General features: G+C 63.2%; 24 protein-coding genes. 17 read left to right on the top strand and 7 right to left on the bottom strand.

From position 1 onward, the window contains the following. Window positions 1-63: 63 nt before the first annotated feature. The 3 genes from ACYU03_RS20590 to gap all read right to left on the bottom strand — a co-directional run bounded on the left by ACYU03_RS20590 (window position 64) and on the right by gap (window position 2,806). Window positions 64-1,026, bottom strand: a complete 963-nt coding sequence (locus ACYU03_RS20590; protein WP_461886469.1) for a FecR family protein — start codon at window positions 1,024-1,026, stop codon at window positions 64-66. Window positions 1,027-1,119: 93 nt separating this feature from the next. Beyond that, window positions 1,120-1,632, bottom strand: coding sequence for an RNA polymerase sigma factor (locus ACYU03_RS20585; protein WP_461886468.1), 513 nt, complete (start codon window positions 1,630-1,632; stop codon window positions 1,120-1,122). Window positions 1,633-1,804: 172 nt separating this feature from the next. Continuing rightward, a complete protein-coding gene (gene gap, locus ACYU03_RS20580; protein WP_461886467.1) occupies window positions 1,805-2,806 on the bottom strand; it encodes a type I glyceraldehyde-3-phosphate dehydrogenase in 1,002 nt (333 codons plus the stop codon). Here gap and ACYU03_RS20575 point away from each other — a divergent pair. The 11 genes from ACYU03_RS20575 (at window position 2,805) to ACYU03_RS20525 (ending at window position 14,947) form a co-directional block, all read left to right on the top strand. Further along, window positions 2,805-2,957 (top strand): hypothetical protein, encoded by a 153-nt coding sequence (locus ACYU03_RS20575; RefSeq protein ID WP_461886466.1) that lies wholly within the window; start codon window positions 2,805-2,807, stop codon window positions 2,955-2,957. The genes gap and ACYU03_RS20575 overlap by 2 nt on opposite strands. A gap of 115 nt (window positions 2,958-3,072) precedes the next feature. Continuing rightward, a complete protein-coding gene (gene edd, locus ACYU03_RS20570) occupies window positions 3,073-4,899 on the top strand; it encodes a phosphogluconate dehydratase (protein WP_461886465.1) in 1,827 nt (608 codons plus the stop codon). Beyond that, window positions 4,896-5,855, top strand: a complete 960-nt coding sequence (locus tag ACYU03_RS20565) for a glucokinase (protein WP_461886464.1) — start codon at window positions 4,896-4,898, stop codon at window positions 5,853-5,855. The genes edd and ACYU03_RS20565 overlap by 4 nt, the downstream gene beginning before the upstream one ends. Window positions 5,856-5,908: 53 nt before the next feature. Next, window positions 5,909-6,631 carry a response regulator gene (locus tag ACYU03_RS20560; RefSeq protein WP_461886463.1) on the top strand — a complete coding sequence of 241 codons (723 nt, stop codon included), beginning with the start codon at window positions 5,909-5,911 and terminating at the stop codon, window positions 6,629-6,631. Further along, the gene (locus ACYU03_RS20555; RefSeq protein WP_461886462.1) at window positions 6,612-8,066 is read left to right on the top strand and encodes an ATP-binding protein; all 1,455 of its coding nucleotides are present in this window, start codon (window positions 6,612-6,614) and stop codon (window positions 8,064-8,066) included. Before ACYU03_RS20560 ends, ACYU03_RS20555 begins: the two co-directional genes overlap by 20 nt. A 136-nt stretch (window positions 8,067-8,202) precedes the next feature. Continuing rightward, a complete protein-coding gene (locus ACYU03_RS20550) occupies window positions 8,203-9,465 on the top strand; it encodes an ABC transporter substrate-binding protein (protein ID WP_461886461.1) in 1,263 nt (420 codons plus the stop codon). A gap of 154 nt (window positions 9,466-9,619) precedes the next feature. Beyond that, complete coding sequence (locus tag ACYU03_RS20545) at window positions 9,620-10,528, top strand: carbohydrate ABC transporter permease (protein ID WP_461886460.1); 909 nt, start codon at window positions 9,620-9,622, stop codon at window positions 10,526-10,528. Further along, window positions 10,521-11,357, top strand: coding sequence for a carbohydrate ABC transporter permease (locus tag ACYU03_RS20540; RefSeq protein WP_461886459.1), 837 nt, complete (start codon window positions 10,521-10,523; stop codon window positions 11,355-11,357). The genes ACYU03_RS20545 and ACYU03_RS20540 overlap by 8 nt, the downstream gene beginning before the upstream one ends. 4 nt (window positions 11,358-11,361) lie before the next feature. Then, window positions 11,362-12,516, top strand: a complete 1,155-nt coding sequence (locus ACYU03_RS20535) for an ABC transporter ATP-binding protein (RefSeq protein ID WP_461886458.1) — start codon at window positions 11,362-11,364, stop codon at window positions 12,514-12,516. A 53-nt stretch (window positions 12,517-12,569) separates the two neighbouring features. Further along, a complete protein-coding gene (locus tag ACYU03_RS20530) occupies window positions 12,570-13,916 on the top strand; it encodes a carbohydrate porin (protein WP_461886457.1) in 1,347 nt (448 codons plus the stop codon). Between the two features lie 176 nt (window positions 13,917-14,092). Next, entirely contained in the window at window positions 14,093-14,947 is an 855-nt protein-coding gene (locus tag ACYU03_RS20525; RefSeq protein ID WP_461886456.1) for a D-hexose-6-phosphate mutarotase, read from the top strand. Here ACYU03_RS20525 and hexR read toward each other — a convergent pair. After that, entirely contained in the window at window positions 14,940-15,800 is an 861-nt protein-coding gene (gene hexR, locus ACYU03_RS20520; RefSeq protein WP_461891512.1) for a DNA-binding transcriptional regulator HexR, read from the bottom strand. The two genes, ACYU03_RS20525 and hexR, sit on opposite strands and share 8 nt — an antisense overlap. A gap of 212 nt (window positions 15,801-16,012) precedes the next feature. Here hexR and zwf point away from each other — a divergent pair, with 212 nt between their 5' ends. The 3 genes from zwf to ACYU03_RS20505 are packed head-to-tail and all read left to right on the top strand — an operon-like array spanning window position 16,013 to window position 18,874. Then, window positions 16,013-17,482 carry a glucose-6-phosphate dehydrogenase gene (gene zwf / locus ACYU03_RS20515; RefSeq protein ID WP_461886455.1) on the top strand — a complete coding sequence of 490 codons (1,470 nt, stop codon included), beginning with the start codon at window positions 16,013-16,015 and terminating at the stop codon, window positions 17,480-17,482. Beyond that, on the top strand, window positions 17,469-18,182 hold the full coding sequence (gene pgl / locus ACYU03_RS20510; RefSeq protein ID WP_461886454.1) for a 6-phosphogluconolactonase: 714 nt from the start codon (window positions 17,469-17,471) through the stop codon (window positions 18,180-18,182). Before zwf ends, pgl begins: the two co-directional genes overlap by 14 nt. Before the next feature lie 17 nt (window positions 18,183-18,199). Further along, a complete protein-coding gene (locus tag ACYU03_RS20505; protein WP_461886453.1) occupies window positions 18,200-18,874 on the top strand; it encodes a bifunctional 4-hydroxy-2-oxoglutarate aldolase/2-dehydro-3-deoxy-phosphogluconate aldolase in 675 nt (224 codons plus the stop codon). Between the two features lie 120 nt (window positions 18,875-18,994). Here the strand turns inward: ACYU03_RS20505 and leuA are convergent, their stop codons facing one another. The 3 genes from leuA to xseA form a co-directional block, all read right to left on the bottom strand. Further along, on the bottom strand, window positions 18,995-20,668 hold the full coding sequence (gene leuA, locus ACYU03_RS20500; protein ID WP_461886452.1) for a 2-isopropylmalate synthase: 1,674 nt from the start codon (window positions 20,666-20,668) through the stop codon (window positions 18,995-18,997). Between the two features lie 415 nt (window positions 20,669-21,083). Further along, window positions 21,084-21,911 (bottom strand): peptidoglycan DD-metalloendopeptidase family protein, encoded by an 828-nt coding sequence (locus ACYU03_RS20495; protein ID WP_461886451.1) that lies wholly within the window; start codon window positions 21,909-21,911, stop codon window positions 21,084-21,086. A gap of 3 nt (window positions 21,912-21,914) precedes the next feature. Further along, window positions 21,915-23,294, bottom strand: coding sequence for an exodeoxyribonuclease VII large subunit (gene xseA, locus ACYU03_RS20490; protein ID WP_461886450.1), 1,380 nt, complete (start codon window positions 23,292-23,294; stop codon window positions 21,915-21,917). A 407-nt stretch (window positions 23,295-23,701) separates the two neighbouring features. On the opposite strand from xseA, the gene ACYU03_RS20485 reads away from it, so the two are divergent. The 3 genes from ACYU03_RS20485 (at window position 23,702) to guaB (ending at window position 26,685) form a co-directional block, all read left to right on the top strand. Beyond that, window positions 23,702-24,457: a TSUP family transporter gene (locus ACYU03_RS20485; protein ID WP_461886449.1), complete on the top strand. Its 756-nt coding sequence runs from the start codon at window positions 23,702-23,704 to the stop codon at window positions 24,455-24,457. A 51-nt stretch (window positions 24,458-24,508) separates the two neighbouring features. Beyond that, a complete protein-coding gene (locus ACYU03_RS20480; RefSeq protein WP_461886448.1) occupies window positions 24,509-25,063 on the top strand; it encodes a sugar ABC transporter ATPase in 555 nt (184 codons plus the stop codon). A 152-nt stretch (window positions 25,064-25,215) separates the two neighbouring features. Beyond that, window positions 25,216-26,685: an IMP dehydrogenase gene (guaB, locus tag ACYU03_RS20475; protein ID WP_461886447.1), complete on the top strand. Its 1,470-nt coding sequence runs from the start codon at window positions 25,216-25,218 to the stop codon at window positions 26,683-26,685. Window positions 26,686-26,726 lie beyond the last annotated feature (41 nt).

Raw genomic sequence — 26,726 nt, 5'->3', positions numbered from 1 at the left:
TCAGTTGCATTGGCTATAACGAGACGAGTGGGGCAGTGCTATCGCGTAAAAAAAAGTTTCAGATCAGTTGAGAATGACCACGGCCGGGTATTCGTGCAATTGCGCCGACGTGATGTGGGCCAGGGCGCGTAAGGTCTCCAGCGGCTGGTCGAGGCGGTAGTTACCGGTGACCGCCACCTGTTCCAGGCGTTCGTTGCGGCTGATGATCCAGCCCGGGTAGTAGCGGCGCACCTCATCGAGTACCTGGCTCAGCGGGCAGTTCTCGAACACCAGGCGGCCTTGGACCCAGGCCAGGTCCTGGTTCATGTCCGGACGTTCACGCTGGCCGAAGCCATGGGGGCCGACACTGATACTGTCGCCGGCGCTCAGGCGGATGCGTTGGTCGCTGTCGGCCTGCAGGTCGACATCGCCACGCTGCACCCTGACTTGCGCCTCGCCATTGAGGTAGCGCACGGCGAAGTCGGTGTCGCGGACATGGGCGCGCAGCGGCCCGGCCTGCACCTCCAGCGGCAGTTGGCTGCCGCCGGGAATCTCGAAATAGGCCTCGCCCTGCAGTAGGCGTGCGATCCGGCGGTCGCCCTGCAGGTTGCTGGCGAAGGCCGAATTGGTGTTGAGCAGAACCTTCGAGCCGTCCTCCAGTTGCAGGCGCTGGCGTTCGCCGACCACCGTCAGGTGATCGGCTTGCAGGCGCACCGGCAGGTTGCCGAAGGTGAACAGCCCGACCAGCAGCACGGCGGCTGTGGCCAGGGGTTTCCAGTAGGTGCGCAGGCGTCCGCCCAGGGATTTGCGACGACTTTGCTGCAACTGCGTGGCGGCCTGGCGCAACGGGTTGCCGTTCCATAGGGCTTCGGCTTCCACGTAGGCGCTGGCATTGGCCGGGTCGGCCTCCAGCCAGGCCTCGAAGGCGCGGGTATCGTCTTCGCTGGGGCACTGCAGGCGGATGAGCCAGTCCAGCGCCTCGTCCATGGCACGGGCGCGGGCGTCAGGCTCGGCAGGTGACGGGCGAGGGGCAGGGCTGTCGGTCACGGGGGTTCCTTGCGGTAGGCGTTTTCTTGGAATGATCGGGGCTGTGCCGGGGCATGGCAAGCGCTTTGCCCAACCAGATGTCGAGCGGTCGGCCTACTTGAGCCGGTCGGCCACGCCCATGCAGATCGCCATGATCAGTTTCAGTTCCTTCTGTACCGTGCTTGCCGACACTTTCAACTGTCCGGCGATTTCCAGGTAACTGGCGCCATGCAGCCGGCTGAGGATGAAGATGCGTTGCTGGCGCGGGGTCAATTGGCCAAGGCTGGCGCTCAGGTGTTTGAGCAATTGCTCGGCATGGGCGGCATCCTCGCTGCTGCCCACGGGGGCGGCGACATTGTGCAGCACCTGCTCGGGGACGTCGTCGAGCAGGGTACGTGATTGCACGCGACGGGCACGCAGGTGGTCCAGGGCGAGGTTGCGGGCAGTCTGGAAGACGAACGGCTCCAGGTGTTCGATGGGGCGCTCGCTCAGGGCTCGGGTCACACGCAGGTAAGTTTCCTGCAACAGATCCTCGGCGGTACTGGGATTGTCCACCATGCGTTGCAGCGTACGCAGCAGCGTGAGGCGCTGGGTGAGGAAAACTGTGTTGAACCGAGACTGACTCACGGGGATACCTGACCAATGCTTAGCGAATGATAATGCTTATCATCCATAGCTTTGGTCAAGTGTTGCCTAGGTAAAGAATGGGTAAGGAAGCCCCAAGCCAAGGCAGATCGTGGGAGGGGGTACGATCTGCTTTGGCTCTTTCTTGCAGCCCGCGGCTGTGAGGCTTGCGCTGCTAGCGAGCGTTGCACAGCGCCAGGCAGTTATCCAGCATGCGGTTGGAGAACCCCCATTCGTTGTCGTACCAGGCCAGGACCTTGAGCATCCGGCCGTTGGCACGGGTGTGGTTGGCGTCGAAGATCGACGACAGCGGGTTGTGGTTGAAGTCGCACGACACCAGCGGCAGGGCGTTGTAGCCCAGTACCCGGGAGTGCCGGCTGGCTTCGAGGAACAGTTGGTTAACCTCGTCGGCACTGACTTCGCGCTTGAGGTTGACGGTCAGGTCGACCAGCGAAACGTTGATCACTGGCACCCGCACGGCCATGCCGGTGAGCTTGCCGGCCAGTTCTGGCAGCACCAGGCCCACGGCTTCGGCGGCGCCGGTCTTGCTAGGGATCATCGACTGGGTCGCCGAGCGGGCACGGAATGGGTCGCTGTGGTAGACGTCGGTGAGGTTCTGGTCGTTGGTGTAGGCATGGATGGTGGTCATCAACCCTTGTTCGATGCCGTATTCGCGGTGCAGTACCTGGGCCAGCGGGGCCAGGCAGTTGGTGGTGCAGGAGGCGTTGGAGATGATCTGGTGGGATGGGCGCAGGATATCGTGGTTGACCCCGTAGACCACCGTGGCGTCGGCTCCCTTGGCTGGCGCCGAGATGATCACCTTGCCGGCGCCCGCAGCCAGATGCGCGGCGGCCTTGGTACGATCGGTGAACAGCCCGGTACACTCGAACACCACGTCCACCGATTCGGCCTTCCAGGGCAGTTCGGCCGGGTTGCGGATAGCACTGACGGATATACGGTCGCCATTGACCGTCAGACTTTCGTGGTCGGCCTCGACAGTGGCATCGAAAGTGCCATGGACGCTGTCGTACTTGAGTAGGTGCGCGTTCATCGCGCTGTCGCCAAGGTCATTGATGGCGACGACCTGCAGGTCCTGGCGGTAGCCTTGGGTATAGAGTGCGCGCAGGACGTTGCGTCCGATGCGGCCGAATCCATTGATGGCGATGCGAAGGGTCATGGCACTACCTCTGGCAGACCGGGTGAAGCCTGTGGCAAAAAGAGATGGCTTCACTGAAACGGTTTTGTTGTTGGAATTACAAGATTATTCTCAATTCGATAGAAAACAAGCCTTTTTGATGGCAGTATTTTGGTTAATCTACAACGAGTGATCGGCCGGGCCGTACCTCTCGATGCGACAAGCACCTGCCTTGAGCCTAGGTCGCAATCGTTTGGAAGTGAAACGCCCGCAGAGATCACCCCCACTGTTAGCCTGGAGTCCAGTACATGCATCCGCGCATCCTTGAGGTTACCGAACGGCTGATCGCCCGCAGTCGCCCTACCCGTGAACGTTACCTGCAACTGATTCGCGGCGCGGCCAGTGACGGACCGATGCGTGCCAAGCTGCAGTGCGCCAACTTCGCCCACGGCGTGGCGGGGTGCGGCTCCCAGGACAAGCAGAGCCTGCGGCTGATGAACGCGGCCAACGTCGCCATCGTCTCGGCCTACAACGACATGCTTTCGGCACACCAGCCCTACGAGCACTATCCGGAGCAGATCAAGCAGGCCTTGCGCGAGATCGGTTCGGTCGGCCAGTTCGCTGGCGGCGTGCCGGCCATGTGCGACGGCGTGACCCAGGGCGAGCCGGGCATGGAACTGGGCATCGCCAGCCGTGAAGTGATCGCCATGTCCACTGCCATCGCCCTGTCGCACAACATGTTCGACGCGGCGTTGATGCTCGGTATCTGCGACAAGATCGTCCCGGGCTTGATGATGGGTGCCCTACGCTTCGGCCACCTGCCGACCATCTTCGTGCCGGGCGGGCCGATGCCCTCGGGGATTTCCAACAAGGAAAAGGCCGACGTCCGCCAGCGCTACGCCGAGGGCAAGGCCAGCCGCGAAGAGCTGCTGGAGTCGGAAATGAAGTCCTACCACAGCCCTGGCACCTGCACCTTCTACGGCACGGCTAACACCAACCAATTGCTGATGGAGGTGATGGGCCTGCATCTGCCGGGCGCATCCTTCGTCAACCCCTACACGCCGTTGCGTGATGCCTTGACCGCCGAGGCGGCGCAACAGGTCACGCGCATGACCAAGGCCAGCGGCAGTTTCATGCCGTTGGGCGAGATCGTCGACGAAAAGGCGCTGGTCAATTCCATCGTCGCCCTGCATGCCACCGGCGGCTCCACCAACCATACCCTGCACATGCCGGCCATCGCCCAGGCGGCGGGTATCCAGCTGACCTGGCAAGACATGGCCGAGTTGTCCGAGGTGGTGCCGACCCTGTCTCACGTCTATCCCAACGGCAAGGCCGACATCAACCATTTCCAGGCGGCGGGCGGCATGGCCTTCCTGATTCGCGAGTTGCTCGATGCCGGGCTGCTCCACGAAGACGTCAACACCGTGGCCGGCCATGGCCTGCGCCGCTATACCCAGGAGCCGTTCCTCGACAATGGCAAGCTGGTCTGGCGCGAAGGTCCGCAGACCAGCCTCGACGAGAACATCCTGCGCCCCGTGGCACGGCCGTTCTCGCCCGAGGGTGGGTTGCGGGTGATGGAGGGCAACCTTGGCCGTGGGGTGATGAAAGTGTCTGCCGTGGCGCCCGAGCACCAGGTGGTGGAGGCTCCGGCGCGAGTGTTCCATGACCAGCAGGCGCTGGCCGATGCCTTCAAGGCTGGCGAACTGGAGCGTGATTTCGTCGCCGTGGTGCGCTTCCAGGGGCCTCGCTGCAATGGCATGCCTGAACTGCACAAGATGACCCCCTTCCTCGGCGTGCTGCAGGACCGCGGCTTCAAGGTGGCGTTGGTCACCGATGGGCGTATGTCCGGTGCCTCGGGCAAGATCCCGGCGGCCATCCACGTCTGTCCGGAAGCCTTCGACGGCGGCCCGCTGGCGCGGGTGCGCGATGGTGATATCGTGCGAGTGGACGGTGTCGAGGGGACGCTGCGGGTACAGGTGTCGGAGCAGGAATTGGCCGCCCGTGACCTGCCGGCTGCGCCGCAGGGCAATGACCTGGGCTGCGGCCGCGAGCTCTTCGGCTTCATGCGCATGGCCCTGAGTCCGGCCGAGCAGGGCGCCAGCGCCTTCACATCGGCTCTGGAGAACCTCAAATGAAAGCCGCGTTGGTGGGGGACATCGGTGGTACCAACGCCCGCTTCGCCCTGTGGCAGGACAATCAACTGCAGGCTGTGCAGGTACTGGCGACCGCCGACTACACCAGCCCCGAGCAGGCCATCGAGGCCTATCTGCAGGAGCAGGGCATCGCCCGTGGTGGGCTGTCGGCGGTGTGCCTGGCGGTGGCTGGGCCGGTGGACGGTGACGAGTTCCGCTTCACCAACAACCACTGGCGCCTCAGCCGCCGCGCCTTCTGCCAGACCTTGCAGGTCGGGCAGTTGCTGTTGATCAACGATTTTTCCGCCATGGCCTTGGGCATGACCCGCCTGCAGGAGGGTGAGTATCACGAAGTCTGCGCGGGCCAGGCCGACCCGGCGCGCCCGGCGCTGGTCATCGGCCCGGGCACGGGGCTCGGCGTCGGCACCTTGCTGAACCTCGGTGGCCAGCGCTGGTTGGCCTTGCCGGGGGAGGGCGGGCACGTCGACCTGCCGGTGGGCAACGCCCGCGAAGCGGCGATCCACCAGCAGATCCAGAGCCAGGTCGGTCATGTCAGCGCCGAAACCGTGCTCAGTGGTGGTGGCCTGGTGCGCCTCTATCAGGCGATCTGCGCCCTGGACGGCGAGGCCGTGAAGTACAAGACGCCGGCGCAGATCACCGATGCCGCGCTGGCCGGCGAACCGTTGGCGCTGGCGGTGATCGAGCAGTTCTGCCGCTTCCTTGGGCGCGTGGCCGGTAACAATGTGCTGACCCTTGGCGCTCGTGGGGGTGTGTATATTGTCGGGGGTGTGATTCCACGCTTCGCCGAGCTTTTCCTGCGCAGTGGCTTCGCCGAGAGTTTCGCCGACAAGGGCTGCATGAGTGGCTACTTCGCCGATGTGCCGGTATGGCTGGTGACGGCGGAGTTTTCCGGCTTGCTCGGCGCTGGAGTGGCGTTGCAGCAGGTGATCGAGCACTGAGGCTAGACGAACAGCGGGCAGCAGACCCGCGTCGACCAGGGGATGGGACTTTTGTGAGCACTGCCGGTAGATCGATCCTGATGGTCGATGACGACCAGGAAATCCGCGAACTGTTGCAGACCTATCTGAGCCGCTCCGGCTTCCAGGTGCGCGCCGAGGCCGATGGCCAGGGCTTTCGCCAGGCGCTGGAGGCGGCTCCCTGCGACCTGGTGATCCTCGATGTGATGCTGCCCGATGAAGATGGCTTCAGCCTGTGCCGCTGGGTGCGCCAGCACCCACGCCAGGCGCGGGTGCCGATCATCATGCTGACCGCCAGCTCCGACGAGGCCGACCGTGTCATCGGCTTGGAGCTGGGCGCCGACGACTACCTGGGCAAGCCGTTCAGCCCCCGCGAGCTGCAGGCGCGGATCAAGGCGTTGCTGCGCCGCGCCGGCTTCGGCCAGGAGCGTGGCAGCGAGGTGCTGGTCTTCGATGACTGGCGCCTGGATACAGTCAGCCATCGCCTGTTCCATCGCGACGGCGAGGAGGTAATCCTTTCCGGCGCTGACTTCGCCCTGCTCAAGCTGTTCCTCGACAACCCCCAGCAGATTCTCGACCGCGACACCATCGGCAACGCCACCCGTGGCCGTGAACCGATGCCACTGGACCGTATCGTCGACATGGCGGTCAGCCGCCTGCGCCAGCGTTTGCGTGACACCGGAAAGCCGGCGCGGCTGATCCGCACCGTGCGCGGCAGCGGCTACCTCCTGGCGGCGCATGTCAGCCCCGCGTCCTGATCCACGCTGGCGCCTGCTGCCGCGCTCGCTGCTCGGCCGCATGCTGCTGCTGACCCTGCTGGTGGTGCTGCTGGCCCAAGGGTTGTCGAGCCTGATCTGGGTCTCGCAGTTGCGCGCCAGTCAGTTGCAAGGCCTACAGGCCAGCGCCCGCAGCTTGGCTCACTCGATGAGTGCCAGCGTCAGCTACTTCCGTTCCCTGCCGGTGGCCTACCGGCCCATGGTGCTGGACCAACTGCGGAGTATGGGCGGCACGCGCTTCGTCGTTTCGCTCAATGACAAGCCGCTGGAGATGCCGGTATTGCCAATCACGCCGCGCAAGCAAGCGGTAATCGAGGTCTTCGAGCAGGTGTTGCGCGAGCGCCTGGGCCCGCGCATGGAAATCTCCGTCGAGTTCGTCAGCCCTCAGGAACTGCGGATCTTCAACAGTGGCCTCAAGCTCGATGAGCTACCGCGCTCGTGGGCGCATTACTCGCTGACCCTTGAGCCGCTCAACCCGCCGGTGCTGGTGACCCAGATTCGCCTGGGCGAAGGCGAATGGCTGTACATCGCCTCATTGATGCCCGAGCCCTACACCAGCCTGGAGGCCGAGCGCCTGCCTCGCCAGCAGTTAGGTTTCATAGGCCTGACCAGTGCGTTCCTGTTGCTCTTCATCGGCCTTTTGGTGCATTGGCAGAGTCGCCCACTCAAGCGCCTGGCGCGGGCGGCGAGGGAGATGTCGCTGGGCGCCGATGTGGCGCCGGTGGCCGAAGGTGGTGGCAGCGAGGTGGTGGAGGTGGGGCGTGCCTTCAACAACATGCGCGAGCGCATCAGCCGTTACCTGACCGAGCGCAGCCAGTTGTTCAGCGCCATTTCCCATGACTTGCGTACGCCTATCACCCGCTTGCGCTTGCGTGTCGAGCTGCTGGAGGACGAACAGTTGCAGGCGAAGTTCGGCCGCGACCTCGACGAGTTGGAACTGCTGGTCAAAGGCGCCCTGCAGTGCGTGAAGGACACCGACATTCACGAGAACATCGAGCCGATCGACCTTAACCAGGTGCTGGAGATTCTCGCCGAACCCTACCTCGACAGTGGGCGCATCACCCTGGAAGGCCGCGCCTTGGCGCCTTATCCGGGCAAGCCCCTGGCCCTTCGGCGTTGCATCGGCAACCTGATCGACAACGCGATCAAGTACGGCGAGCGCGCGCACTTGCGCATCCTCGACAGTGCCAGCGGTGTCGTCCTGCAGGTCGACGACCAGGGCCCCGGCGTGCCCGAGCAACGCCTGGAGCGGGTGTTCGAGCCGCACTTCCGCCTGGCCGCGCAGCAGCAGGGCTATGGCCTGGGCCTGGGTATCGCGCGCAACATCGCGCACAGCCATGGCGGCGAGGTCAGCCTGCTCAACCTGCGCCAGGGCGGCCTGCGGGTGACCTTGAGCCTGCCGCGTTCGCCAGACTGAGCGGCGAATGTCACAAGTTGGTGACATTCGCGCATCCCTTCGTTACCTGTCGGCCAGTCATGGCTGGTTAGACTCCGATGCAAGCGCAAGCACCCATGACTTGCCTCTGCATAACAACAAGAAAAGGTTCTTCACGATGAATGCGTTCAATCGTCTCGCCGCTGTCATTTCCCTCGCCTCCTTGTTGCCCCTGGGCGCTGTCGCCGCCGACAACGGCACTGTCGAAGTGCTGCATTGGTGGACCTCGGGCGGCGAAGCCGCGGCGGTCCAAACCCTCAAAGAACAAGTGCAGCAAGACGGTTTCACCTGGAAGGACAATGCCGTCGCCGGTGGCGGCGGCGCTGCGGCCATGACCGTGCTCAAGAGCCGCGCCGTGGCCGGTAACCCGCCTGCCGCGGCACAGATCAAGGGCCCGGACATCCAGGAGTGGGGCGCCCTGGGCCTGCTCACCGAACTGGACGATGTGTCCAAGGCCAACAACTGGGACTCTCTGCTGCCGGCCAAGGTCGCCCAGATCATGAAGTATGACGGCCACTATGTGGCCGTGCCGGTGAACATCCACCGGGTCAACTGGCTGTGGGTCAACCCGCAAGTCTTCGAGAAAGCCGGCGCCAAGGTGCCCACCACCCTCGATGAACTCTTCGACGCTGCCGACAAACTCAAGGCCGCCGGCTTCCAGCCCCTGGCCCATGGCGGCCAGCCATGGCAGGACAGCACTGTCTTCGAAAACCTGGCCCTGAGCATCCTCGGGCCCAAGGGCTACCACGCCGCCTTCGTCGACAATGATGAAGCCACCCTGACCGGCGAGCAGATGGTCGAGGTGTTCAAGACCTTGCAGCGCCTGGGCACCTACATGGACCCGAACCGGGCTGGGCGTGACTGGAACATTGCCGCCGCCGAGGTGATCAATGGCCGGGCCGGGATGCAGATCATGGGCGACTGGGCCAAGAGCGAATGGACTGCCGCTGGCAAGGTCGCTGGCCAGGATTACCAGTGCGTTGCATTCCCGGGTACCCAGGGCAGTTTCACCTACAACATCGACTCGCTGGCGATGTTCAAGCTGAAGAACGAGAACGACATCAAGGCCCAGAACGACCTGGCCAAGGTCGCCCTGGAGCCCCGCTTCCAGACCGTGTTCAACCAGAACAAGGGGTCCTTGCCGGTACGCCAGGACATGGACATGAGCGCCTTCGACGCCTGCACCCAGCAGTCGGCCAAAGACTTCAAGGAGGCCGAGCAGGGCGATGGCCTGCAGCCGAGCATGGCGCACAACATGGCGTCCTCGCTGGCGGTGCAGGGGGCCATCTTCGATGTGGTCACCAACTTCCTCAACGACCCCAAGGCTGATCCGGCCAAGGCGGTCCAGCAGCTCAACTCGGCGATCAAGTCGGCCAAGTAAAGGCTCCAGGCATCCGACCTGCGGGGCCCCTTCCGCAGGATTCACCAGCTCCCGCAGGTATAGCGTCGCCCTCAAAAACAGAGGTATGCAGGGACTTTGTGGGAGCTGGCGAAGCCTGCTAATAGCAGCGCCGCCGAACGTGAGATCACAACACATGAACACTATCGCCACACGCCTCAGGGCCTCCCCCTTGGATGCCCTGCAACGCTGGCTGCCGAAGCTGGTGCTGGCGCCAAGCATGCTGATCGTCCTGGTGGGTTTCTACGGCTACATCCTCTGGACTTTCGTGCTGTCCTTCACCAATTCAAGCTTCATGCCCAGCTACAAGTGGGTTGGCCTGGCCCAGTACCTCAAGCTGATGGATAACGACCGCTGGTGGGTCGCCAGCAAGAACCTGCTGGTTTTCGGCGGCCTGTTCATCGCCATCAGCCTGGCCATCGGTGTGCTGCTGGCCGTGCTGCTGGACCAGCGTATCCGCCGCGAAGGCTTCATCCGCACCATCTACCTTTACCCCATGGCCTTGTCGATGATCGTCACCGGCACGGCCTGGAAGTGGCTGCTCAACCCAGGCCTGGGCCTGGACAAGCTGTTGCGCGACTGGGGCTGGGAGGGCTTCCGTTTCGACTGGCTGGTGGACCCGGATCGGGTGGTGTACTGCCTGGTGATCGCCGCCGTCTGGCAGGCCTCGGGCTTCGTCATGGCGCTGTTCCTGGCCGGCCTGCGCGGGGTCGACCCGTCGATCGTGCGGGCCGCCCAGGTCGATGGTGCGAGCCTGCCACGCATCTACCTGCGCATCGTCCTGCCGAGCCTACGCCCGGTGTTCTTCAGCGCCCTGATGATTCTCGCGCACATCGCCATCAAGAGCTTCGACCTGGTCGCGGCGATGACGGCGGGTGGCCCTGGTTACGCCTCGGACTTGCCGGCGATGTTCATGTACTCCTTCACCTTCAGCCGTGGCCAGATGGGCATGGGCTCGGCCAGCGCCATCCTGATGCTCGGCGCGATCCTGGCAATCCTGGTGCCTTACCTGTATTCGGAATTGAGGAACAAGCGCCATGACTAGTCCACGCTGGTTTTCCCCCGGCCGCCTGGCCATCCACGGCACCTTGCTGGTGGCTTGCGCGCTGTACCTGATCCCGTTGATCGTGATGCTGCTGACCAGCTTCAAGTCGCCGGAAGACATTCGCACGGGCAACCTGTTGAGCTGGCCCGAGGTGGTCACCGGCATCGGTTGGGTCAAGGCCTGGGATACGGTAGGCGGCTACTTCTGGAACTCGGTGAAGATCACCGTGCCTGCGGTGCTGATCTCGACTTTGCTTGGCGCGCTCAATGGCTATGTGCTGTCGATGTGGCGCTTCCGTGGCTCGCAGCTGTTTTTCGGCCTGTTGCTGTTCGGCTGCTTCCTGCCGTTCCAGACGGTGCTGCTGCCGGCGTCCTTCACCCTTGGCAAGCTGGGCCTGGCCAGTACCACTACAGGCTTGGTGCTGGTGCACGTGGTCTATGGCCTGGCCTTCACCACGCTATTCTTCCGCAACTACTACTGCAGCGTACCCGAGGCCCTAGTGCGGGCGGCACGCCTGGATGGCGCCGGCTTCTTCACCATCTTCGGCAGGATCCTCCTGCCTATGTCGGTGCCGATCATCATGGTCTGCCTGATCTGGCAATTCACTCAGATTTGGAACGACTTTCTCTTCGGCGTGGTCTTCGCCAGTGGCGATGCCCAGCCGATCACCGTGGCCCTGAACAACCTGGTCAACACCAGCACAGGGGTCAAGGAATACAACGTCGACATGGCAGCGGCAATGATCGCCGGGTTACCGACCCTGCTGGTCTATGTCGTGGCTGGCAAATATTTCCTGCGCGGCCTCACCGCCGGCGCGGTCAAGGGGTAGGCACATGGCACGTCTTCAACTACGCAACGTCAACAAGACCTACGGCAGCGGCCTGCCGGACACCCTCAAGGCCATCGACCTGGCCATCGACTCCGGTGAGTTCCTGATCCTCGTCGGCCCCTCCGGCTGCGGCAAGTCGACGTTGATGAACTGCATCGCGGGCCTCGAGCAGATCAGCGGTGGCGAGATCCTGGTGGATGACGCCGACATCAGCGGCATGAGCCCCAAGGACCGGGACATCGCCATGGTCTTCCAGTCCTACGCGCTGTACCCGACCATGAGTGTGCGCGACAACATCGCCTTCGGCCTGAAGATCCGCAAGATGAGCCAGGCGGCCATCGACGAGGAGGTGGCACGGGTCGCCAAGCTGCTGCAGATCGAGCACTTGCTCGGGCGCAAGCCGGGCCAGCTTTCCGGTGGCCAGCAGCAACGCGTGGCCATGGGTCGGGCGCTGGCGCGCAGGCCGAAGATCTACCTGTTCGACGAACCGCTGTCGAACCTGGATGCCAAGCTGCGGGTGGAGATGCGCACCGAAATCAAGCTGATGCACCAGCGCCTGAAGACCACCACGGTGTACGTGACCCACGACCAGATCGAGGCCATGACCCTGGGCGACAAGGTGGCGGTGATGAAGGACGGGTTGATCCAGCAGTTCGGCACACCGCAGCAGATCTACAACGATCCGGCGAACTTGTTTGTCGCCAGCTTCATCGGCTCACCACCGATGAACTTCATTCCAGTGCGCCTGAGGCAGCAGGAAGGGCGTTTGCTGGCGCTGCTCGACAGCGGCCAGGCGCGTTGCGAGTTGCCGCTGGGGCTGGCTGGCACAGGCCTGGAGGATCGCGAGGTGATCCTGGGTATCCGTCCCGAGCAGATTTCCCTGGCTGCAGGCGCGGGCAACGGCCTGCCGAGCCTTCGCGCCGAGGTGCAGATCACAGAGCCTACCGGCCCAGACTTGCTGGTATTCGTCACCCTCAACCAGACCAAGGTGTGTTGCCGCCTGGCCCCGGATGTCAGTTGCCGTATCGGCGACACCTTGACCCTGCAGTTCGACCCTGGCCGGGTCCTGCTGTTCGACGCCAGCAGTGGCGAACGCCTGGATATCACCGCACCTGCCAGCGGTAGCCGGGATAACGTGGCCCGCTTCACGGGTCGTTGAATCGATGTAGATCGTCTAAACCCATCAAGAACAATAAATCGAGGACACAAGGGATGGATCATCGCAAAAGCATCAGGTCGCTGGGATCGTTGACCCTGCTCGCGGCATTGGGCGCTACCGGCGCGGCGCAGGCCGCGGAGGCCTTCTCGCCGGAGTCGAAATGGATGAGCGGCGATTGGGGCGGTACCCGTACCGAGCTGTTGGAAAAGGGCTACGACTTCACCCTGGACTATGTCGGGGAAGTGGCCGGCAACCTAAACGGTGGCTACAACGACGACAAGACCGCACGCTACAGCGACCAGTTCGCGCTGGGCATGCACCTGGATCTGGAGAAGATCCTCGGCTGGCAGGACACCGAGTTCAAGCTGGCGATCACCGAGCGTAGCGGGCGCAACCTGTCCAACGACCGCATCAGTGACCCACGTGCTGGGCAGTTCAGCTCGGTGCAGGAAGTCTGGGGTCGTGGCCAGACCTGGCGCCTGACCCAGATGTGGATCAAGCAGAAGTATTTCGACGGCGCCCTGGATGTGAAATTCGGCCGCTTCGGTGAAGGCGAGGATTTCAACAGCTTCCCCTGCGACTTCCAGAACCTGGCCTTCTGCGGCTCTCAGGTAGGCAACTGGGTGGGGGGCATCTGGTACAACTGGCCAGTCAGCCAGTGGGCGTTGCGGGTCAAGTACAACATCACCCCGGAATTCTTCGTCCAGGTCGGCGCCTTCGAGCAGAACCCCTCCAACCTCGAGACCGGCAACGGCTTCAAGCTCAGTGGCAGCGGCACCAAGGGCGCGCTTCTGCCGGTGGAAATGGTGTGGTCGCCACAGGTCAATGGCCTGCCGGGCGAGTACCGCCTGGGTTACTACTACAGCACGGCCAAGGCTGATGATGTCTACGACGATATCAATGGCCAGCCCCAAGGGGTGACGGGAGAGGCCTTCAAGTCCCATTCCAGCAAGCATGGCTGGTGGGTGGTGGCGCAGCAGCAGGTCACCGCGCACAACGGTGACGCTAGCCGTGGCCTGAGCTTGTTCGCCAACTTCACCGTGCATGACAAGGCCACCAACGTGGTCGACAACTATCAGCAGGTCGGCCTGGTCTACAAGGGTGCCTTCGATGCACGGCCCAAGGACGACATCGGTTTCGGTATCGCCCGTATTCACGTCAACGACGATGTGAAGAAGCGTGCCCAATTGCTCAATGCCCAGAGCGGTATCGATGATTACGACAATCCGGGCTTCGTGCCACTGCAGCGCACTGAGTACAATGCCGAGCTGTACTACGGCTTCCATGTCACCAACTGGCTGACCGTGCGGCCCAACCTGCAGTACATCAAGAGCCCGGGCGGCGTGGACGAGGTGGACAACGCGCTGGTCGCCGGCTTGAAGATTCAGTCTTCCTTCTGAGATAAATTGTTGTAAATTTACGCCAACCCTGCGATCGCGACACAAGGCCCCTCCCACACGTCCTGCGGTGAGCGGCCTTGTGTCGTGATGGGCCGCCATGCGGCCCTGGCAGGTTATGACTGGCCTTCGGCTTAGGCTGAGACAGCGCTATCTAATGACAACAAGAGTTCTGAACCATGCCCGAACATCCGCTCCACCGCTTCTTCACCACGCGGCGGCCCAGGCCAACTTTCGAGTGGGAGCGTTACCAGCAGCGTGATGTGCTGATCATCGATCACCCCAGTTGCCAGGCAGTCTTCAGCCGACAGGGCGCGCAGTTGCTGCATTTCCAGCCACGGGGCGAACATCCTTGGCTGTGGTGTGCCGAGCAGTGGCCGCAGGTCGGGGCGATTCGTGGGGGCGTGCCGGTGTGCTGGCCCTGGTATGGCCGCCATCCCAGCGAGGACCTGTGGCCCGCCCATGGCTGGGCGCGGTTGCTCGACTGGAAGCTGGTCGACAGCCGTGAGGACGAGGAGGGCGTGACCCTGAAATGGCGCCTGCAACTGTGCGACTGGCAGGTCGACCTGCATGCGCGCCTGGGCAAGAGCATGGAATTGCGGCTCAGCACAGAGCATCAGGACAGCGAGCCTTGTCAGCTGAGCCATGCGCTGCTGGCTTATTGGCGTATTAGCGACGTGTCTGAGATAGCGCTGTCTGGGCTTGAAAACATTGAAGGTTACGACCGTTTGAACCGTCAGGCCTGCCGGCAGAAAGAGGCGTTGAAGGTCCATGGAGGCTGTCAGCGCGTCTATCCGGGAACGGCGATGGTGCAGTTGCATGATCCGGCCTGGAAGCGTCAACTGTGTATCGATACCGGTGACAGCGATGACACCGTGGTATGGCATCCCGGCAGCCGTCCCCTGATGGGGGTCAGCGGCCGTGAGACGTTGGGCTTCATCTGCGTCGAGGCGGCCAGTGGCAGCGGCGACGGATTGAGCCTGGAGCCGGGTGAGCGGGCCCACTTGCGCCTGCAGGCGCACCGGCTCAGTTGAGTTCGTCGTCGATCGGGTAGCGGCTGGCGTTGAGGCTTTCCTTGATCTTGCGCAAGTGTGGCTGGAAGTCGACGCCACGGCGCAGGGTCATGCCGGTGGCCAATACATCGAGCACGGTCAGTTGGATGATCCGCGACGTCATTGGCATATAGATGTCGGTGTCTTCCGGCAGCGGGATGTGCAGGCTCAGGCTGCAGGCCTTGTCCAGCGGTGAGCCGGCAGCGGTCAGGGCGAGCACCGAGGCGCCGTTCTCGCGGGCCAGGCGCGCGACCTCCACCAGTTCGCGGGTGCGGCCGGTGTAGGAGATGATTACGAATAGGTCGCCGGTGTGCGCCACCGAGGCCAGCATGCGTTGCATCAGCACGTCGGCATGGGCCGACACCGCCAGGTTGAAGCGGAAGAACTTGTGCTGCGCGTCCAAGGCCACCGGGGCCGAGGCGCCGAGGCCGAAGAAGTGGATCTGCCGAGCCTGGATCAGCATGTCGACAGCGCGGCTGATTTGCTGCGGATCCAGTTGCTGGCAGGCGCTGTCGAGCGAGGCGATGGCACTGCCGAAGATCTTCTGGGTGTAGGAGGCCGGATCGTCGTCGGCTTCCACCGCCCGGCTGACGTAAGCGGCTCCACTGGCCAGGCTTTGCGCCAGTTGCAGCTTGAGTTCGGGGTAGCCGCTGACGCCGAAAGAGCGGCAGAAGCGGTTGACGGTCGGTTCGCTGACCTTGGCCGCCTGGGCCAGGGCTGCGATGCTGAAGCGGGTGGCTTGTTGCGGGTTGAGCAGGATGACTTCGGCGACTTTGCGTTCGGCCTTGTTCAGCTCTTCGAGGCGTCCCTGGATCTGCTCCAGGAGGTTTCGCACGCGGTCCATGGTGTGTCCTTGGGTCGAGAAGACAGCCGGCCGCCAGTGGCAGCGGGCTTTTTTGCACGGTGGCCTATCGTACTGTTGGCTTGGGCAGCACACCACTCGAATATGGCTGTCTTAGCAAATGTTGTGGTTTTTACTACATTAACCCTTGAAAACTGGGTTTGAAAACGGTATTTCTACGTCAACTTTATAAAAGAACCGACATCATGGCTGCGATCAGTGTTGAACCTTGCACTTTTGCCCTGTTTGGCGCCCTCGGCGACCTGGCATTGCGCAAGCTGTTTCCTGCTCTCTACCAACTGGACCGCGCTGGCCTGCTGCACTCGGACACCCGTCTGCTGGCCCTGGCCCGTGAGCCCGGTAGCCCGGAGGAGCACCTGGCGACCATCGAGGCGCACCTGCGCCAGCATGTGTCAGCCGCGGACATCGACAGCGAGGCCCTGGCGCGCTTCTTGGGGCGCCTGAGCTACTTGCATGTGGACTTCCTCCAGGTCGAAGGCTATCAAGCGCTGGCCGAGCAGGTCAGCGGCGAGCTGCCGTTGATCGCCTACTTCGCCACGGCGGCCGCCGTGTACGGCGCGATCTGCGAGAACCTGGACAAGGTCGGGCTGGGCCCTGGCACCCGCGTGGTGCTGGAAAAGCCCATCGGCCACGATCTGGAGTCGTCGCGCCGGGTGAATGATGCCGTGGCCCGGTTCTTCCCGGAGAACCGCGTCTATCGCATCGACCATTACCTGGGCAAGGAAACCGTGCAGAACCTGATTGCCCTGCGCTTCGCCAACAGCCTGTTCGAAACCCAGTGGAACCAGAACTCCATCTCCCACGTGGAAATCACCGTGGCGGAGAAAGTCGGCATCGAAGGCCGCTGGGGCTACTTCGACAAGGCCGGGCAACTGCGCGACATGATCCAGAACCACCTGCTGCAACTGCTCTGCCTGATCGCCATGGACCCGCCCAGCGACCTCTCTGCCGACAGCATCCGTGACGAGAAGGTCAAGGTGCTCAAGGCCCTGGCACCGATCACCGGCGAAGGCCTGAGCACCCGTGTGGTGCGTGGCCAGTACATCGCCGGCTACAGCGAAGGCCGGCCGGTGCCGGGCTACTTGGAAGAAGACAACGCCAACGCCCAGAGCGACACCGAGACCTTCGTCGCCCTGCGCGCCGATATCCGCAATTGGCGCTGGGCCGGCGTGCCCTTTTACCTACGTACCGGCAAGCGCATGCCGCAGAAACTGTCGCAGATCGTCATCCACTTCAAGGAACCGCCGCACTACATCTTCGCGCCGGAACAACGTTTGCAGATCGGAAACAAGCTGATCATCCGTCTGCAGCCGGATGAGGGGATTTCCTTGAGGGTGATGACCAAGGAGCAGGGCTTGGACAAGGGCATGCAACTGCGCAGCGGGCCTTTGCAACTGAACTTCTCCGACACCTGGCGCAGTGCGCGGATTCCGGATGCTTACGAGCGCTTGCTGCTGGAAGTGATGCGCGGCAACCAGAACCTGTTCGTGCGCAAGGATGAAATCGAATTTGCATGGAAATGGTGCGACCAACTGATCGCCGGCTGGAAGAACGCCGGCGATGCTCCCAAGCCCTATGCGGCTGGATCCTGGGGGCCGATGAGCTCGATCGCACTGATCACCCGAGATGGGAGGGCATGGTATGGCGATATCTGAACTGCAACTACCGGATACGGTGAAGGTGCACGAGCAGCCCAACCCGGCGCTGCTGGCCGATACCCTGGCCCGTGATGTGGCCGAGCGCCTGCGACAAGCCATCGCCGACAAAGGCGTGGCCACCCTAGTGCTGTCTGGTGGGCGCAGCCCGGTCCTGTTCCTGGAGCAGTTGGCACGCCAGGTGCTGGACTGGTCGAAAGTGGTTGTCAGCCTGGCTGATGAGCGCTGGGTGCCGGTCGAGCATGCCGACAGCAACGCCGGCCTGCTCAAGCGCCACCTGTTGCTGGGCGCGGCGGCCAAAGCCCGTTTCATCGGTTTGTATCGCGCCAGTTCCAGTCTGGAAGCCGCCGCCGAGGAAGCCGACCAGGCCCTAGCCGAACTGCCGCCGATCGACGTACTGGTCTTGGGCATGGGTGATGATGGTCACACCGCATCGTTGTTTCCCGAGAGTCCCAACCTGAGCGAAGGGCTGGATTCGGCGAGCACACGTCGTTGCTTGCCGATGTTGGCGCCGAGCGTGCCGCACCAGCGCCTGAGCATGACCCGGGCATTGCTGGCCAGCGCCGCTTTCACCGCGCTGTCCGTGCAAGGCCAAGGCAAACTCGATACCCTGCGCGCCGCGCTGGCGGGCGATGACCCGGCCAGGATGCCGATTCGCGCCTTTCTTCAAGACCCCCTGGACATTTACTGGTGCCCATGAGCCAAGGATCCGCTGTTATGACCACGCTTGAACGCCCACAGCCTCTGCTTTCCATGGCCGAGAAAACCGCCCGGATCGACGCGATCTGCGGCCAGGCGCGCATCCTGCCGGTGATCACCATCGCCCGCGAGGAAGACATCCTTCCGCTGGCCGATGCCCTGGCGGCCGGCGGCATCAAGACCCTCGAGGTGACACTGCGTTCGGAGCATGGCCTCAAGGCCATCCAGGTACTGCGTGAGCAGCGCCCTGAACTGTGCATTGGTGCCGGTACCGTCCTGGACCGTACGATGTTTGCCGCCGTCGAGGCTGCTGGTGCGCAGTTCGTCGTAACCCCAGGCATCACTGCGGATCTTCTCGAGGCAGGCGTGGAAAGCGACATTCCCCTGCTGCCAGGGATCAGCACGCCGTCGGAAGTCATGATGGGCTACGCCCTGGGCTACCGGCGCTTCAAGCTGTTTCCGGCGGAAATCAGCGGCGGTGTGGCAGCGATCAAGGCCTTCGGCGGTCCTTTTGGCGACATCCGCTTTTGCCCTACTGGTGGCGTCAACCCGTCCAACGTGCGCAACTACATGGCCCTGCCCAATGTCATGTGCGTGGGCGGGACCTGGATGCTCGACAGTGGTTGGATCAAGAACCGCGACTGGGCGCGCATCGAGGCTTGCAGTGCGGAGGCCATGGCGCTGCTGGACTGATATCGAATTCGTTGTGTGCTACACGGCTTATGGGGCGCTTGGTCGGCGCCCCTTTTTTTATGGTCATGAAAAAGCCCGCATCCAAGGATGCGGGCTTTTGGTCGGTGCATTATCGAAGGATCAAGCCGCCTTGGCTGCCTGCTGGCTCAGCGAGCGGTTCAGGGCGCTGAACAGTGCCTTGAAGCTGGCGCTGGTGATGTTTTCATCGATGCCCACGCCATGCACCGGACGTCCGCCGGCCACGCGCAGTTCGATGTAGGCCGCTGCCTTGGCATTGGTGCCTGCGCCGATGGCGTGCTCGTTGTAGTCCATGATCTCCACAGCGACCGGCAGGCCGGCGACCAAGGCTTCGAGGGCGCCATTGCCCTTGCCGCGCCAGTGCAGGGTGGTCTCGCCTTCGCTGGAGACTTCCACTTCCACAGCACTGTGGCCGTTCTCTTCCTGCAGGCGGTGGCTGACCAGCGCATACGGGGCGTTGGCCTGCAGGTACTCGCGGTGCAGCAGGTTGTAGATCTGTTGTGCAGTCATCTCCAGGCCCAGGCGGTCGGTCTCACCCTGCACCACTTGGCTGAATTCGATCTGCATGCGGCGTGGCAGGCTGATGCCGTATTCCTGTTCGAGCAGGTAGGTGATGCCACCTTTGCCGGACTGGCTGTTGACGCGGATCACTGCCTCGTAGCTGCGGCCGATGTCGGCTGGATCGATCGGCAGGTAAGGCACTTCCCACAGAGCGTCGTCCTTCTGCTGGGTGAAGCCCTTGCGGATGGCATCCTGGTGTGAGCCGGAGAACGCGGTATGCACCAGATCGCCAACGTACGGGTGACGTGGGTGCACCGGCAGTTGGTTGCACTCTTCGACGACCTTGCGCACGCCGTCGATGTCGGAGAAGTCCAGTTCTGGATCGACGCCTTGGGTATAGAGGTTCAGTGCCAGGGTCACCAGGTCAACGTTGCCGGTACGCTCACCGTTGCCGAACAGGCAGCCTTCGGCGCGGTCGGCGCCGGCCATCAGGCCCAGCTCGGTGGCGGCGATGCCGGTGCCACGGTCGTTGTGGGTGTGCAGGCTGATGATCACGCTGTCGCGACGGTTGATGTTGCGGCAGAACCATTCGATCTGGTCGGCGTAGACGTTCGGGGTCGCTACTTCAACGGTGGCCGGCAGGTTGAGGATGATCTTGTTCTGCGGGGTCGGGTTCCAGACCTCGATCACCGCATCGCAGACTTCCTTGGCGAACTCCAGTTCGGTGGCGCTGAAGGTCTCCGGCGAATACTGGAAGGTCCACTGGGTTTCCGGCTGCTGGGCCGCGAACTTGACGAACAGCTTGGCCGCGTTCACCGCGATGTCCTTCACGCCCTGCTTGTCCTGGTTGAAGACGATGCGGCGGAACGACGGGCTGGTGGCGTTGTACAGGTGGACGATGGCCTTCTTGGCGCCGCGCAGGGATTCGAAGGTACGGGCGATCAGATCTTCACGGGCCTGGGTGAGCACCTGGATGGTGGTGTCGTCCGGGATGTGGCCATCTTCGATCAGGGTACGCACGAAGTCGAAGTCGGTCTGCGAGGCGGAGGGGAAGGACGCCTCGATTTCCTTGACGCCCACCTGAACCAGGGTCTTCCAGAAGCGCAGCTTCTTGGCCGAGTCCATCGGCTCGATCAGCGACTGGTTGCCGTCACGCAGGTCCGAGCTACACCAGATCGGCGCTTGGGTGATGGTCTTCGATGGCCAGGTGCGGTCAGGCAGATCGATGGTCGGGAAGGCGCGGTACTTCTTCGAAGGGTCTTTGAGCATGGTCATGGGAGCAATCCTTGAGTGTGCGGCCGTGATCGGGCCTACCAAACGAAAACGAGATGAAAAGGCGAGGCGACGCGATTCACCCTGGTAGTCGTGCACTGACCAGGCAGAGGCTGCGGTGTTGGCGAAGCAGAATGAGGGTCGTGGAGGTTTTCATGCCTTCAACCCTAACCAGAGAGGTGAGGGATGGCAAGCCTTCAGGAAAAAATGAGAGAAATGCTTAAAAAAAACAGATTTACGATATTTAATCGCGTTATTTTTGTTTGTGTTTAATTCTTGTTGCGCAGTGCTTCCGCCTGGCGCAACTGCCAACCCATTGAGTTGGCAGTGCGGGCTCCTACGCAGACAGAAGGGTATGGCAGCGTCCAGGAGGTCGTCGCCAACCTGTGTGGGGGTCGGGAAAAGAGCGACGCGTTAGTCAGGGCTGGAACGCACCGATAAAGATCGCCGGGTCCACCCGCGCATCGTTCAGGCTGACATTCCAGTGCATATGCGGCCCGGTAGCCCGCCCAGTCGAGCCGACTCGGCCAACCACGTCTCCACGACGCAGTTGCTGCCCCGGTTTCACGTCGATCTTCGACATGTGGCAGAACATGCTGATAAAGCCCTGGCCATGGTCGACGAACACCGTCTGGCCATTGAAAAAGTAATCCCCGACCAGGATCACCTTGCCATTGGCCGGGGTTTTGATCGGAGTGCCGGCCGGCACGGCGAAGTCCAGGCCTGCGTGTGGGTTGCGCTCTTCGCCATTGAAGAACCGGCGCACGCCGAACTTGCTCGACAGCGGACCGCTGACCGGCTTGTCGAGGAGCAGGTTGCTCGGCAGGTTGGGGCTGAAGCTGCGATAGGCCTTGATCTGCTCGGCCAGCTCGCGGTCGATGCGCTTGAGGTCGGCCGGGTTGGGGTTGACCTGGCGCTTGTTCTTCAGGGTGATGTGCTGTTCGGGGTACTTCTTGCTGCCGACCGTGAAGCTCAAGGTGCGCGACCCCTGGGTCAAGGTGGCGGTGCCGGGCTTCTGGGTCAGCGGCAGGCCAACGATGGCCAGCCAGTTGTCCTGCTCCTTGACCACCAGCACCGGCTTGCCGTCGAAGCGTGCGCTCGGCGCTTGGGCTGCCGGGCCAAGGTCGATCACAGCGACGCCGCCGGGCACTGGTTTGTTCAACTGGCGGGTGATGTAACTGGCCTGGGCATGGGCGCCGAGCAGCAGCAGGGAGAGGGCGAGCAGAGGGGCGAGCAGACGGGGCATGTTTCAGTCCAGTAAAGAAAGGGTGACCGGGGTCTGGTGGTTGTCCTCGACGCGAACCTGCAACTCGCCCTCGTTGAGGCGTGCAGTCAGGCGCTGGCCGTTGCGGGTCTGGGCGGCGCTGCGGATGGCTTGGCCGCGCTCATCGAGCAGGATGCTGTAGCCACGGGCGAGGGTAGCCAGTGGGCTGACCACTTGCAGGGTTTGCAACTGGGCCTGGAAACGCTGGCGGCGGTCCTTGAGCACATCACGCATGGCCCGGGGCAGGCGCTCGCTCAAGCTGTCCAGGCGCTGGCGCAGCAAGGCCAGGGTGCGGCCGGGATGTTGCGCGGCCAGGCGCGTGCCGAGATGGGCCAGGCGCTCGTGGCGCTTGTTCAACTGCTGGCTGAAGGCGCGGCGCAGGCGCATGTCCAGGTCATCCAGGCGCTGGGCCTGTTGGCGCAGGCGTTCACCAGGGTGGCGCAGACGCCGGGCCAGGCTGTCCAGGCGCAGGCGGTCGTGGGCCAGGCGGTTCTGCATGTGCAGCAGCAAGCGTCGTTGCAGGCTGTCGAGGCGCCGTTGCAGGTCGCTGTTGTCTGGCGCCAGCAATTCCGCGGCGGCCGAAGGCGTGGGGGCGCGGACGTCGGCGACGAAGTCGCTGATCGACACATCGGTCTCGTGCCCCACGGCGCTGACGATGGGCGTGGCACAGTCGGCCACGGCGCGCGCCACAGCTTCCTCGTTGAAGCACCAAAGGTCTTCCAGCGAGCCGCCGCCTCGGGCCAGGATCAACGCGTCGAAACCGCGGTTGTCGGCCAGGCGCAGGGCGCGCACGATCTGGTTGATCGCCTCGCGACCCTGCACGGCGGTGGGGATCAGGGTCAGTTCGACCTGCGGTGCCCGGCGGCGGAACACGCTGATGATGTCGCGGATCACCGCGCCGGTGGGCGAGGTGATGATGCCAATGCGCTGCGGGTGGACGGGTAGAGGCTGCTTGTGCTCGGAGCTGAACAGCCCCTCAGCGCCCAGCTTCTCCTTCAGCGCTTCGAAGGCCAGGCGCAGCGCGCCGTCGCCGGCCGGCTCGACCGTATCCAGGATAAGCTGGTAGTCACCACGGCCCTCGAACAGCGAAACCTTGCCGCGCACCCGCACTGCCAGGCCATCGCGCAGGGCCTGGCGGACCCGCGTGGCGTTCTGCCGGAACAGCGCGCAGCGCACCTGAGCCCCGCTGTCCTTGAGGGTGAAATAGATGTGGCCGGAAGCCGGGCGGGCGAGGTTGGAAATCTCGCCTTCGACCCAGACACTGCGGAACACGTCCTCGAGCAGCACGCGGGCGCGGCCGTTGAGCTGGCTGACAGTAAGGACCTCGCGGTCCAGGCCGAGTCTTTCGAAAGGGTCTTTGATCATGGCGGGCATCATAAAGGATTCGCTGCAGGAGTTCATCGCACCGCCGTCCAATCGCAGGTTCCCCAGGCCGCTAGTGGATGAAGGCTGTATCGGCACCGTGGCATTGGCGAACAGGTACAACATTCGTCGGCGACACAGTACCTGTAGGAGCGGGCAAGCCCGCACCTACAGGTCCCGCTACAGCCCTGGGAATTGGGGCATGCAGGGGGCTGTGCGCTGTAGGAGCGATCTCCCGCATGCACTCGGGCGGCAGGGGAACGCTGAATTTGGCCTGAATCAGGTACCCCTGAAGCTGCCGTACTCGGCGATTTCCACGAGTTTCGAGATGACTAAAAGTGAAAAACCATATCTAGTCGGCATGGCTCGTGTCTGGCTAACCTTTCCCTGTCTTCCCTTGGATGTGCGCCATGCTCGCTTCTCTTCCTTCTTTTGGTGCCGACTGGCTTGTGATCCTGCTAGGCATTGGCATGGCCTATATCGTCTTCGGTATCGCAGGCTTTGGCACGGCACTGGTCGCCGGGCCGGTGCTGCTCCACTTCATGCCGTTGTCGCGGATCATCCCGCTGTTGGTGCTACTGGACTTCGTCGCTGCGTTCGGCAACCTGCTGCCATCCCGTCGGGATGTGGTGCGTGGCGAGTTGCTGCGTCTGCTGCCGTGCATGGCGGTGGGCTGTACGCTGGGGGTGGTGTTCCTGTTGCGGCTCAAGTCCGACCTGCTACTCCTGCTGATGGGGCTGTTCGTCACCGCCTATGCGCTCTACGGCCTGGCGGTGAAGGTTCGGCCGGCGAACCTGTCTGGTTTCTGGGCCGTGCCGATGGGCGCGGTGGGCGGGCTGTTCGGTGCCTTGTTCGGCAGTGGCGGCTTTCTCTATGCAATTTACCTGAGTGGCCGACTGGATTCGAAAGAGCAGGCGCGGGCGACCCAGAGCGCGTTGATCAGTTGCAGCACGGTGGTGCGCCTGGGGTTGTTCCTGCTGGCGGGCGTCTACGCCGACGCCTCTTTGTTGTTGCTTGCGGCTTGTCTGCTGCCGGTGATGTTCGCCGGACTCTGGCTGGGGCGGCGGCTGACCTTGCGGCTCTCGCGCGAAGCCTTCGTGCGCCTGGTCACCTGGCTGGTGCTGGCCAGCGGCCTGGCGCTGATCGGGCGCTACCTGGGTGCTTGAGCGAGCGAGTAGAATCAAGCTTTACCGCAGTTTCCAGGCCGTCCTCATTACATGAACACCCAGAGCATCATCGTTCCCAAACTGTCCACTGTCCCGGTGCACGAGGCGCGCGCTAGGGCCATCCTGCGCTGGCTGGTGCGCGAGAAGATCGTCGAGGAGCAACTGAGCACTTGCGGGCGCACTGGCAACCGCATGGGCCATGCCCTGGGGGAGGGCGCGCGCAAGGTGGCGCTGGAGCCGAAGCTGTTGCCTTTCGGCCAGCAGGTCAATGGCCTGGAGGTAGTGACCAAGCGCTGCATCTTCACCCCGCTGGACGGCTTCCTTGGGGAGGCCGGTTGCCCGGAATGCCGCCGAGAGGTCGGCGAACCGCTGTTCGACAGCCTGGAGGAGTGGATGCCGGGCGTGAGTGACAACTTTACCTGTCCGCTGTGCGGCTTCGAAGATGACATCAACGGCTTTCTGTTCCTGCAGCCATGTGCCTTTTCCAACCTGGGGTTCATCTTCAACAACTGGGGCGAGGCCGGATTTACCCCGGCTTTCCTCGACGCCTTCGCCGACTGGCTCGACCAACCGGTGGCGGTGGTGCAAGTCAGCGGCAAGCTTTAAGCGGCAGCAAGCTACAAGAAAAGCAGACCCTGTACCGATCTGGGTTTCTTACAACCTGCCGCTTGTAACTTGAGGTTTGAATTGCATTGAGCGGCGCGCCGTGGATGAGTATAATGGCGCGCTTCCATTTTTCCCGCCCGGGAGCCCCCGCGATGCTGCGTATCAGCCAAGAAGCCCTGACCTTCGACGATATTCTCCTTGTACCTGGTTATTCCGAGGTACTGCCCAATGAAGTCAGTCTCAAGACCCGTTTGACCCGTGGCATCGAGCTGAATATCCCCCTGGTTTCCGCCGCCATGGATACCGTGACCGAAGCACGCCTGGCCATCGCCATGGCCCAGGAAGGCGGCATCGGCATTATCCACAAGAACATGACCATCGAACAGCAGGCTTCCGAAGTCCGCAAGGTCAAGAAGTTCGAGGCCGGCGTGGTGAAGGACCCGATCACCATCGATGCTGACGCCACCGTGCGCGACCTGTTCGAACTGACCCGCCTGAACAACATCTCTGGTGTTCCTGTGCTGGAGAACGGCGACTTGGTCGGTATCGTGACCTCCCGTGACGTGCGCTTCGAAAGCCGCCTCGACGCCACCGTACGCGAAGTGATGACGCCGAAGGATCGCCTGGTCACCGTGCGTGAAGGCGCTGACAAGAACGAAGTCCGCGAACTGCTGCACAAGCACCGCCTGGAGAAGGTCCTGATCGTTGACGACAAGTTCAGCCTCAAGGGCATGATGACCGTCAAGGACATCGAGAAGGCCAAGGCCTATCCGCTGGCCAGCAAGGACGACCAGGGCCGCCTGCGCGTCGGTGCTGCCGTCGGCACTGGCAAGGACACCGGTGAGCGCGTTGCCGCCCTGGTTGCCGCTGGCGTCGACGTGGTGGTGGTGGACACCGCCCACGGCCACTCCAAGGGCGTGATCGATCGCGTGCGTTGGGTCAAGGAAAACTACCCGCAGGTGCAGGTCATCGGCGGCAACATCGCCACCGGTGCTGCGGCCAAGGCCCTGGCTGAAGCCGGTGCCGACGCGGTCAAGGTCGGTATCGGCCCAGGCTCGATCTGCACCACCCGTATCGTCGCCGGTGTCGGTGTGCCGCAGATCAGCGCCATCGCCAACGTCGCCGCTGCTCTGGAAGGCACTGGCGTGCCGTTGATCGCCGACGGTGGCATCCGCTTCTCCGGTGACCTGTCCAAGGCCATCGTCGCCGGTGCCTCCTGCGTCATGATGGGTTCGATGTTCGCCGGCACCGAAGAGGCCCCGGGCGAGGTCGAGCTGTTCCAGGGCCGCTCCTACAAGGCCTACCGTGGCATGGGTTCGCTGGGTGCGATGTCCCAGGCCCAGGGCTCTTCGGACCGCTACTTCCAGGACTCCTCGGCCGGTGCCGAGAAGCTGGTGCCGGAAGGTATCGAAGGCCGCGTGCCGTACAAGGGTGCCCTGGCCGCGATCATCCACCAGTTGATGGGTGGCCTGCGTTCCTCCATGGGCTACACCGGCAGCGCGACCATTGAAGAGATGCGCACCAAGCCGGAATTCGTGCGCATCACCGGTGCCGGCATGGCCGAGTCCCATGTGCATGACGTGCAGATCACCAAGGAAGCGCCAAACTACCGGGTCGGCTGACGCCTCCAGTAACAAGTTTCTAGCTACAAGCGGTAGCTGCG

Source organism: Pseudomonas sp. X10 (genome assembly GCF_054889225.1).
Note: the sequence above shows the minus strand (reverse complement) of the source record. Positions and strands in the feature narration are given on the sequence as shown.